Source organism: Enterobacter sp. 301B, from assembly GCF_003850715.1.
Taxonomy (GTDB): Bacteria; Pseudomonadota; Gammaproteobacteria; order Enterobacterales; family Enterobacteriaceae; genus Enterobacter; species Enterobacter intestinihominis.
This window is the reverse complement of the sequence record NZ_PQTC01000003.1, coordinates 269,818-280,270: the sequence shown is the minus strand read 5'-3', so window position 1 is coordinate 280,270 and position 10,453 is coordinate 269,818. Positions and strand designations below refer to the sequence as shown.

The window sequence follows — 10,453 nt, the reverse complement described above, 5'->3', positions numbered from 1 at the left end:
TTTTAACATAGTCGGCGTGGCCTGGGCAGTCTACGTGTGCGTAGTGGCGAGTCGGGGTGTCATACTCAACGTGAGAGGTGTTGATGGTGATACCACGAGCTTTTTCTTCTGGTGCGTTATCGATCTGATCGAAAGCACGAGCAGCACCGCCGTAGGTTTTAGCCAGTACGGTAGTGATTGCAGCGGTCAGCGTTGTTTTACCATGGTCAACGTGGCCGATAGTACCGACGTTAACGTGCGGTTTTGTACGTTCAAACTTTTCTTTAGACATCGATTGTCCCTCTAAGACACGGATAAATCGGTGATATCACCACATCAACCAGGCGAAAATGCCTGAACTGTTGAATACATTTACATTGAAACAGAGAGAAAGGGAGGGAGAAGTGAAGTGGTGCTGATACCCAGAGTCGAACTGGGGACCTCACCCTTACCAAGGGTGCGCTCTACCAACTGAGCCATATCAGCACGTATTGGAGCGGGCAGCGGGAATCGAACCCGCATCATCAGCTTGGAAGGCTGAGGTAATAGCCATTATACGATGCCCGCATCCTGAAACTCGGCTACCCAGTTCTTTCTGTAACAAAAAAAGAGATTTCTCTCTTTTCTGTTCGAGCTGGTCAATTTTTCCAACCAGCTCCGGCGGCGTTGACGCTGCCAGAAAGTGGTGGTGGGGGAAGGATTCGAACCTTCGAAGTCTGTGACGGCAGATTTACAGTCTGCTCCCTTTGGCCGCTCGGGAACCCCACCGGACTTGATGGTGCCGACTACCGGAATCGAACTGGTGACCTACTGATTACAAGTCAGTTGCTCTACCTACTGAGCTAAGTCGGCATCAAGTAGCGCGCATTCTATGGAGACCTGCGCAGTCATGCAACTAAAAAATTGCATAAAACGTTCTTTCGCTCACATTTTATTCGAAACCAGGACTAACCGCTGTAAATTCATCCGCTCGTGATTAAAAATCCAACATGAACGCCTGATTTCGGCACGCTATAGCCCCGGGTGATGCCTGCCCGGTTAAGCATCGCTTTCCCATATTTTTTCTTATTATTCCTCTCATCTGGTGTTAACCTCCTGCCCATTGTCCAAAATTAACTATGTGATGAGCCCGCACCCGCCGTTTCGTGATGGTTCACAGAAGCATGCTTATGAGCAAAAAAGAGCAAACGTTAATGACGCCCTATCTTCAGTTTAACCGTAGCCAGTGGGCAGCCCTGCGTGACTCCGTCCCTATGACACTGACGGAAGGTGAAATCGCACGGCTAAAAGGGATAAACGAAGATCTCTCCCTGGAAGAGGTGGCAGAAATCTATCTCCCCCTCTCTCGCTTGCTTAACTTTTACATCAGCTCCAACTTGCGTCGTCAGGCCGTACTGGAACAGTTCCTCGGCACGAACGGTCAACGTATTCCTTATATCATCAGTATTGCGGGCAGCGTGGCAGTGGGTAAAAGTACCACCGCGCGCGTGCTACAGGCGCTGCTGAGCCGCTGGCCGGAACACCGCAGCGTGGAGCTGATCACCACCGACGGCTTCCTGCATCCCAATGAGGTGTTGAAAGAACGCGGCCTGATGAAGAAGAAGGGCTTCCCGCTCTCTTATGATATGCACCGCCTGGTAAAGTTTGTCTCTGATTTAAAATCGGGCGTGCCGAACGTTACCGCACCGGTCTACTCGCATCTGATCTACGACCGCATCCCGGATGGTGACAAAACGGTGGTGCAGCCCGACATCCTGATTCTGGAGGGCTTAAACGTACTGCAAAGCGGGATGGATTACCCTCACGATCCGCATCACGTGTTTGTCTCTGACTTCGTCGATTTCTCAATTTATGTGGATGCGCCTGAAGATCTGTTGCAACGCTGGTATATCAACCGCTTCCTGAAGTTCCGTGAAGGGGCGTTCACCGACCCGGATTCTTACTTCCACAACTACGCTCAGCTCTCTGAAGAAGAGGCTATCAACGTGGCGACCGGGCTGTGGAATGAGATCAACTACGTCAACCTCAAAGAGAACATCCTGCCGACGCGCGAACGTGCAAGCCTGATCCTCACCAAGAGTGAGAAACACGCCGTTGACCAGATTCGTTTGCGGAAGTAGATCTCAGACGTAAAAAAACCGGCTAATCGCCGGTTTTTTCCTTTATGCATGCGGCTTTTCGCCGTTTTCATCCTGATCGACCGCGAAGCAGGCCACCAGCTGTCCGCCATAATCTTTCAGTTGTGGCTGCAACTGCGTACACGGACCGAAGCGGCGACGGCAGCGAGCGTTGAACGCACATCCCGGCGGCGGGTTAAGCGGGCTTGGTAACTCGCCGGTCAGCTTAATGCGCTCACGGCGGTCATCCGGGTTCAGTCGCGGCGTCGCAGACAGTAGTGCCTGAGTATATGGATGACGCGGGTTATTAAAGATCTGATCTTTCGTCCCCTTCTCTACGCAGCGTCCCAGATACATCACCATCACCTCATCGGCAATGTGCTCAACCACAGACAGGTCATGGGAGATGAAAACGTACGACAGCCCAAGATCCTGCTGTAAATCCATCATCAGGTTCAGCACCTGCGCACGCACGGATACGTCGAGCGCCGAAACCGGTTCATCGGCAATCACCACGTCCGGGTCGAGCATCAGACCACGGGCGATGGCGATACGCTGACGTTGACCGCCAGAGAACATATGCGGATAGCGATCGTAATGCTCGGTTTTCAGGCCCACCTTCGCCATCATCGCCAGCGCTTTTTCACGACGCTGCTCTTTGCTCAGGTTGCTGTTGATCAGCAGCGGCTCTTCCAGAATCTGCCCCACTTTTTTTCGCGGGTTCAGCGAACCATACGGATTCTGGAACACAATCTGGATTTTCTGACGTCGCAGTTTCTGCGCCTGCGGATCGTGCTTGAGCAGATCCTGGCCCTGATAGTAAAGCTCGCCGCCAGTCGGAACTTCAATCATCGTTAACAGACGGCCCAGCGTGGACTTCCCACAGCCAGATTCCCCTACCACCGCCAGCGTTTTTCCGCGTTCGAGAGTAAAGGAGACACCATCCAGCGCTTTTACCAGGCGCTCAGGAGCAAAGAGGCCCTTCTTCACCGGGTAATGTTTTTTCAGGTCGATGGCCTGCAACAGCATTTGTTGCGTACTCATAGTGTTGGCCTCCCGGCATCATCGAGTGGGTAGTGGCATTTCGACTGACGTCCGTCAGCTAACAGGTTCAGCTCCGGCTCGTCGACGCGGCATTTATCCGTCGCATACGGGCAGCGCGGGTTAAGCAGACAGCCCTGAGGACGGTCATATTTACCCGGTACCACCCCCGGCAGCGAGGCCAGACGCGCTTTATCCTGCGCGAACTCCGGCAGCGCGCGCAGCAGCGCCTGCGTATAGGGATGACGCGGGGCCCGGAAGATATCGTGTGAACTCCCGGTCTCCACCACCTGGCCTGCATACATCACAATGATTTTGTGTGCCGCTTCAGCCACCAGCGCCAGATCGTGCGTAATCAGCACCAGCGCCATATTCTCTTTCTGCTGCAACTCCAGCAGTAGCTCAATAATTTGCGCCTGAATGGTCACGTCCAGCGCGGTTGTCGGTTCATCGGCAATCAGCAGTTTTGGACGACAGGCAATGGCCATCGCGATCATTACACGCTGACTCATCCCACCGGACAACTGGTGCGGATAAACGTCCAGACGCGATGCCGGATCGGGTATACCCACCTGCGTCAGCAGGTCAATAGCGCGCTGGCGACGGGTTTGCTTGTTACCGCCCTGGTGCACCTTAATGGCTTCCATAATCTGGAAACCCACGGTGTAACACGGGTTCAGACTGGTCATCGGGTCCTGGAAGATCATCGCCACTTCCGCTCCCACCAGTTGGCGGCGCTGTTTTTCGGAAATGCGCTGCAGATCCTGACCATTGAACTCCAGGCTTTCCGCCATTACGCGGCCGGGATAGTCAATCAGCCCCATGATTGCCAGTGAACTCACTGACTTACCGGAACCGGACTCCCCAACGATACCAACCACTTCGCCCTGATTTACGCTATAGCTGATGCGGTCCACAGCACGAAACGGTGTGCCTTCATCGCCGAAGTGCACCGATAATTTATCTACATTTAATAACGCCATCTCGTGCCTCTTACTGCTTCAGTTTGGGATCAAGTGCATCACGCAGACCATCACCCATCAGGTTAAATGCCAGCACCGTCAGCAGAATCGCCAGACCCGGGAAGGTGACGACCCACCAGGCGCTTTGCGCGAACTGCAACACGTCGGAGAGCATGGTGCCCCATTCCGGTGTTGGCGGCTGCGCACCCATGCCAAGGAAGCCAAGAGCGGCCATATCGAGAATGGCGTTAGAAAAACCGAGCGACGCCTGAACAATCAGCGGTGCAAGGCAGTTAGGAAGAATATTGACGAACATCTGGCGCATCGCCCCCGCACCCGCCACTCGAGATGCCGTTACATAATCGCGGTTCACCTCGACCAGCACGGCCGCACGGGTTAATCGGACATAGTGAGGAAGCGCAACGAACGTTAGCGCGAGCGCGGCATTGCCTATCGAAGGACCAAAGACCGCGACCAGCACCAGGGCCAGCAGAAGGCTTGGCAATGCCAGCATGATATCGACGATACGCATGATGACGTTATCAACGATGCCGCCGAAGTAGCCCGCCACAAGACCAAGCACAACGCCCATGATCAGCGACAACACCACAACGAGACAGCCAACCAGCAGAGAGAGGCGCGCACCGTACATCAGACGAGACAGCACATCACGGCCAACGTCATCGGTACCGAGCAGGTGCGTCAGGCTACCACCTTCCTGCCAGGCCGGTGGCGCGAGCAGCGCATCACGGAACTGGTCCGCGGGGTTATACGGCGCAAGGAAGTTCGCAAACACCGCAATCAGGATCATGATGGAAACATACACCAGCCCGACGACCGCGCCTTTGTTGCGCTTGAAGTAGTGCCAGAATTCCTGCATCGGCGTCATTGGCACCGGTGCGGTAACCGCTTTGTTTTGAGTAACTTGTGACATGATGGCCCCTTACTTCTTATGACGAATACGCGGGTTCACCACGCCGTACAGCAAATCGACCAGCAGGTTGACGAGGATAATCATCGTCGCGACCAGCAATACACCGCCCTGCACAACCGGATAATCACGGCGTTGCAGCGCATCAATCAACCAGCGTCCAAGGCCTGGCCAGGAGAAGATGGTTTCGGTCAGGATCGCCCCGGCCAGCAGCGTACCGACCTGCAAACCGATAACGGTCACCACCGGCAGCATGGCGTTACGCAGGGCATGAATGATGATGACGCGCATACGGGTCAGACCTTTAGCGCGGGCAGTACGAATATAATCTTCGCCCAGCACTTCCAGCATGGAGGAACGAGTCATACGCACGATCACCGCAAGTGGGATGGTGCCCAGCACCATTGCAGGCAGGATCATGTGCGCAACCGCATCAATGAAGTTGCCCTCTTCGCCCCAGATCGCCGTATCAATCAGCATAAAGCCGGTTAACGGGTTGGTGTCGTCAAGGAAAACCATATCGCTGACACGTCCGGAGACCGGCGTCAGGTTCCACTGCACCGAGACCAGCATGATCAGCATCATGCCCCACCAGAAGATAGGCATGGAGTAGCCGGTCAGTGCCAGGCCAACGGCGGTGTGGTCGAAAATAGAGCCACGCTTAACGGCAGCCAGCACGCCGACGGGAATCCCCACCGCGGTCGCGAAGATCATGGCGCAGATGCCGAGTTCCAGCGTCGCCTGGAAACGCGGCACGAACTCGTCCCACACCGGAAGACGGCTTTTCAGTGAAATCCCTAAATCGCCGTGTAATACGCCCCAGATGTAGTGGAGGTACTGCTGCCACATCGGCTTATCAAGGCCGAGTTCAGCCAGCAGTTGCGCATGACGTTCAGGGGAGATACCACGCTCGCCCGCCATAATCATCACCGGATCACCCGGGATCATATGGACGAAGGCAAAAGTGAGAAGGGTGATACCGATAAACGTCGGGATAACCAGTCCCAGACGTCGGAGGATGAACTGCAACATAACCCGGATTCTCTCTGATGACGCACGCTCAGTAGCGTGACGTCTGTATTGCTCACAAATGTAAATTCCCTCTCCCTTCGGGAGAGGGTTAGGGTGAGGGGATGCATGCACGCCCCTCACCCCTGCCCTCTCCCACAGGGAGAGGGAGAACACCCTACTTATTATTCAACAGACACGTTTTCGAAGTGGTGTTTGCCCAGTGGATCGACCACGTAGCCCTTCACTTCTTTACGCACTGGCTCGTACACGGTGGAGTGAGCAACAATCAGCGCCGGAGCCTGATCGTGCATGACAACCTGCGCTTGCTTGTACAGTTCGATACGTTTGTTGTGATCATCGGTCGCACGCGCCGGCTGGATCAGGTCTTCAAACGGCTTGTAGCACCAGCGAGAGTAGTTGGAACCGTCTTTCGCTGCCGCACAGCTGAACAGGGTCGCGAAGAAGTTGTCCGGATCCCCGTTGTCGCCGGTCCAGCCCATCATGACCGCCTGGTGTTCGCCCGCTTTGGCGCGTTTCAGGTACTCGCCCCACTCGTAGGTCACAATTTTGGCCTGTACGCCAATCTTCGCCCAGTCAGCCTGAACCATTTCCGCCATACGACGTGCGTTCGGGTTGTAAGGACGCTGTACCGGCATCGCCCACAGCTCAACGGTGAAACCTTTATCCTGGCCCGCTTCTTTCAGCAGCGCTTTCGCTTTCTCAGGATCGTAGGTGTAGTCCTTAATGTCGTCGTTATAGCCCCACATGGTTGGTGGGATCAGGTTCTTGGCCGCAACGCCAGCGCCCTGGTAAACGGCTTTGATGATCGCTTCTTTGTTCACCGCGTAGGTCAGCGCCTGACGCACTTTCACGTCATCGAACGGTTTCTTCTCGGTGTTGAAGGAGAGATACCCCACGTTCAGGCCCGCCTGCTCCATCAGGTTGATATTTTTGTCCTGCTTCATGCGCGCGATGTCAGCCGGGTTTGGATACGGCATCACCTGACATTCGTTTTTCTGCAATTTTGCGTAACGCACGGATGCGTCAGGCGTGATGGAGAAGACCAGACGGTCGATCTGCGGCTTGGTGCCCCAGTAGCCCGGGAAGGCTTTATACAGAATACGGGAATCTTTCTGGTACTGAAGCAGCTGGAACGGGCCGGTACCGATTGGGTTCAGGTCCACTTTTTCCGGCGTGCCGGCTTTCAGCATGTTGTCCGCGTACTCTTTAGAGAGAATAGAGGCGAAGTCCATCGCCAGGTCAGCGAGGAATGGCGCTTCCGGACGCGTCAGCACGAACTGAACGGTTTTATCGTCCACTTTTTTCACTTCAGCAATCAGGTCTGGCAGACCCATCCCTTCGAAGTATTCATAGCTGCCGCCAGACACTTTATGGTACGGGTTCTGGGCATTTTTTTGACGGTCGAAGGAGAACACTACGTCGTCGGCGTTAAAGTCGCGCGTAGGTTTGAATTCTTTGCTGTCCTGCCACTTCACGCCCTGACGCAGGTGGAAGGTATAGGTTTTACCGTCTTCGCTGATATCCCACTTTTCAGCCAGGCCAGGAATCACTTCCGTGGTGCCGGTTTTAAATTCAACCAGACGGTTATAGATCGGTACAGAGCTCGCGTCGTAAGTCGTACCAGAGGTAAAGAGCTGTGGGTTAAAGCCTTCCGGAGAGCCTTCAGAACAGTAAACCAGGGTTTTTGCCTGTACGCTTGCTGCGACGGTCATGGCCACCAGGCTCAGACCAAGCTTCAGCATCCCTGACTTCTTCAAGGAAATACTCATTATTGTGCTCCAATGTGATGTTTTGCTTTGTTGTGTTACGCCGCCTGACCTTTATTTATTTTTTACCCGGTCCGGTCGGTGATGCCCGAGGGCGTTAAAAGGGATAGAGAATCCTTTCAGAAGAGCGTTTGAGTTGCAGCGCAGATCCTCCCTGAAATGCCCCTCGTGCCCTACAATCTGTCAACAGAATGTGAAAACGTCAATACAGGTGGCGGGGATTTACGTGGAGTGTGAGAAACCGCAAACAAAGATTAAAAAAACTCTGAATGCCAGTTTTCAGCAGAGAAATTTATGCTACTCGCCATGTTGCAGCACAAACCCCTCCCTATTTCGCAACACCCAGTGATTAAGTTTTATTCAGAATGGGTAAATTTTCTTACAGAATGGTGATTATCTGAGCACTAAATACCGCGAACGTTAAAACGCACAGCGAAAAATGCTGAGGTTATCCATAAGCAACGCGAAAAAAGATCAAACTATATATAAAAAAATACAATGGATTATGTCACAAAACCGCAAGCAGGCAGGGGGAAGCAGGGCTAAGGGGTATTTTGAGGACTCGTGTGGGGTAACGCGTTAATGCAAAAAGGGCTAACCTTGCGGTTAGCCCTTTTTAGAATGTGGTCGGCGAGAGAGGATTCGAACCTCCGACCCACTGGTCCCAAACCAGTTGCGCTACCAAGCTGCGCTACTCGCCGAATGCGGAGCGCATCTTACTGCTGAGGTGCGCCCTCGTCAATCCCTTATTTTCAAAAAGCCATTCAACTGGCGATATTCTCGCCAGACCAGCTACTGCGCGGCTTTTGTGGTGTTATCAGGGAGTTTACACCAGTTGTTGTTTTCGTTAATCCCACCGTTCGGTGAGGTATAGCCGAGACAGCCCATAATAGTGTCGTACAGCTCAACGTGACGGCGCGGTACCTTAATCTCTGCCTGCTGTTTCAGGTGGGCAAACATTTTGGCTTTGTCCGGGTTTTCCAGATACTTGTCCGACATCCACATGATCATCGGCACGCGGAACTGCTCTGGTGGCGCCAGCTTACGCGGCGTACCGTGTAAATGCTCTTTCTCGTTGATGGACTCGCCGTGGTCGGCCGCGTAGATCACAATCGCTTTCTTATCGCGAAGCTGGTCAATCACCCGGCTGAGGAAGGTATCCACATACAGAATCGAGTTATCATAGGCATTGATCAACTCCTGCTTGCTACAGTTCTTGTTAATGCCGACGCACTCAGGCGTCCATTTGGCGAAATCGCGCGTGTAACGCTGATAGTAGCTGTAGTGTGACCCTTTGGTATGCAGAACAATTAGGTGCTTACCCTGCGGATGGTTTTTCAGCGACTGTTCCATCTCAGAGAGCAGCAGCATGTCATCAACGTTCTTTCCGCGGTTACGCGGCTCGGCGCCAATCTGCTCGCGGTAGGCGATGTTATCCGCCATGGTGTTGGTGTAGAACCACATCTCACTTTGCATGGCGAACAGATCGGAGCTAAATCCAAGCTGCTTCAGAACAGCAAACACGTTTTGCTCTTTGAGAGTGCGCTGAGGGTTATCACTCGCACCGCCCTCGCGAACAAACATACAGCGCAACGAGAGCTTCGTGGCGGTATCGCAGGAGTAGCCGCGGTATGCCACCAGATTCTTTTCCTGCGCCAGTTTCGGGGTGGTATCGCGGTCATAACCGAGAATACCCATATGATCCCAGCGCGTCGTTTCGCCGATAACGAAGACCACGTAAGTATCATCCAGCCCGTCAGCCGGAGCCTGGTAGGTGAACTTTTTGGTTGGGTTAATCAGCGATTTCACATCGCTGGATTCGTCCGCCTGAGCCCAGGCATAAAGACCTAACGCCGACAGCCAGTTAGACGGCAGGTACGAGTTAGCCACCACGCCGCCGTAGCTTGGCATATCCACGCCTGTCGCTTTTTCGATCCGTTTTTGCTGCTTTTCCATCAGGCGAATAGGCGCCCATACCAGCAGACCCGCCAGAAGAACGACGGCGACGTTGCGGATGCGCTGTCCCCGGGTACGCAACTGGCGTAACAGGGTGTAGCGACAGGTGTTACTCCAGATAAAGAAGAGCGGGATCAGGCAGGTCAGAATCGTCCACAGGATGAACCCTTGACCCACCACCTCTTTCGAGAGGTCGATGTCCGTGGTCATCACCGAGGCCACAATACCGTAGCCAATGACCACGTTCATGAATGTCATGTAATAGCTTGCGGCGGCGGAGATAATCACCACCAGCGAGGCCAGAATTTGCCATGTACGACGGCCAAAGAGAGAGAGCAGGCGTAACAGGAAGAAGGTCGCCAGAATTGAGCCAAACACTTCAATCGCGGCAAAAATTCCATTTCTTACAGTGAGGTGTTCGAAATAACCTTCCACTCGTCTGAACAGCACCGCGCCATTCAGAAACAAACCGATATAGACAGCCAGCATCAGACACAATCTTTGCTGGGTAAGAGACCTAATATATTTCATGCAAACAACCCTGGGGGAAGGGGTATAAAAACCCGCCGAATCTCAGTGAGAAAGCTGACAGAGTAAGTAGATGCGAGAGAAACCGTTATCAGAAACGTCTACAAGCGCGATAAGTAGACCACAGCAGGGAAGAAAAGT

General features: G+C 53.6%; 8 protein-coding genes and 5 tRNA genes. 1 reads left to right on the top strand and 12 read right to left on the bottom strand.

Annotated elements, in window-relative coordinates; genetic code table 11:
- From C3451_RS05600 to C3451_RS05580, 5 genes are all read right to left on the bottom strand, one after another.
- On the bottom strand, positions 1–271 hold a 271-nt coding region (locus tag C3451_RS05600; protein ID WP_000031677.1), incomplete at its 3' end, for a GTP-binding protein.
- A gap of 118 nt (positions 272–389) precedes the next feature.
- Positions 390–465, bottom strand: a tRNA-Thr gene (locus C3451_RS05595).
- A gap of 6 nt (positions 466–471) precedes the next feature.
- A tRNA-Gly gene (locus C3451_RS05590) sits at positions 472–546 on the bottom strand.
- 116 nt (positions 547–662) lie between these two features.
- Positions 663–747: transfer RNA gene (locus C3451_RS05585), tRNA-Tyr, on the bottom strand.
- A gap of 8 nt (positions 748–755) precedes the next feature.
- Positions 756–831 (bottom strand) — tRNA-Thr (locus C3451_RS05580).
- A 317-nt stretch (positions 832–1,148) separates the two neighbouring features.
- Between C3451_RS05580 and coaA the strand changes: the two genes are divergently transcribed.
- Entirely contained in the window at positions 1,149–2,099 is a 951-nt protein-coding gene (coaA, locus tag C3451_RS05575) for a type I pantothenate kinase (protein ID WP_032622068.1), read from the top strand.
- 42 nt (positions 2,100–2,141) lie between these two features.
- Here coaA and dppF read toward each other — a convergent pair whose 3' ends face one another.
- The 7 genes from dppF to eptB all read right to left on the bottom strand — a co-directional run bounded on the left by dppF (position 2,142) and on the right by eptB (position 10,315).
- The gene (gene dppF / locus C3451_RS05570) at positions 2,142–3,140 is read right to left on the bottom strand and encodes a dipeptide ABC transporter ATP-binding subunit DppF (protein WP_022646698.1); all 999 of its coding nucleotides are present in this window, start codon (positions 3,138–3,140) and stop codon (positions 2,142–2,144) included.
- Positions 3,137–4,120, bottom strand: a complete 984-nt coding sequence (gene dppD, locus C3451_RS05565; RefSeq protein WP_010426220.1) for a dipeptide ABC transporter ATP-binding protein — start codon at positions 4,118–4,120, stop codon at positions 3,137–3,139. The genes dppF and dppD overlap by 4 nt, the downstream gene beginning before the upstream one ends.
- 10 nt (positions 4,121–4,130) lie before the next feature.
- The gene (gene dppC / locus C3451_RS05560; protein WP_022646697.1) at positions 4,131–5,033 is read right to left on the bottom strand and encodes a dipeptide ABC transporter permease DppC; all 903 of its coding nucleotides are present in this window, start codon (positions 5,031–5,033) and stop codon (positions 4,131–4,133) included.
- Positions 5,034–5,042: 9 nt separating this feature from the next.
- A complete protein-coding gene (dppB, locus tag C3451_RS05555; protein WP_022646696.1) occupies positions 5,043–6,062 on the bottom strand; it encodes a dipeptide ABC transporter permease DppB in 1,020 nt (339 codons plus the stop codon).
- Positions 6,063–6,223: 161 nt separating this feature from the next.
- The gene (gene dppA, locus C3451_RS05550) at positions 6,224–7,831 is read right to left on the bottom strand and encodes a dipeptide ABC transporter periplasmic-binding protein DppA (protein ID WP_022646695.1); all 1,608 of its coding nucleotides are present in this window, start codon (positions 7,829–7,831) and stop codon (positions 6,224–6,226) included.
- A gap of 621 nt (positions 7,832–8,452) precedes the next feature.
- Positions 8,453–8,529 (bottom strand) — tRNA-Pro (locus tag C3451_RS05545).
- Between the two features lie 91 nt (positions 8,530–8,620).
- On the bottom strand, positions 8,621–10,315 hold the full coding sequence (gene eptB / locus C3451_RS05540; RefSeq protein WP_022646694.1) for a kdo(2)-lipid A phosphoethanolamine 7''-transferase: 1,695 nt from the start codon (positions 10,313–10,315) through the stop codon (positions 8,621–8,623).
- Positions 10,316–10,453 lie beyond the last annotated feature (138 nt).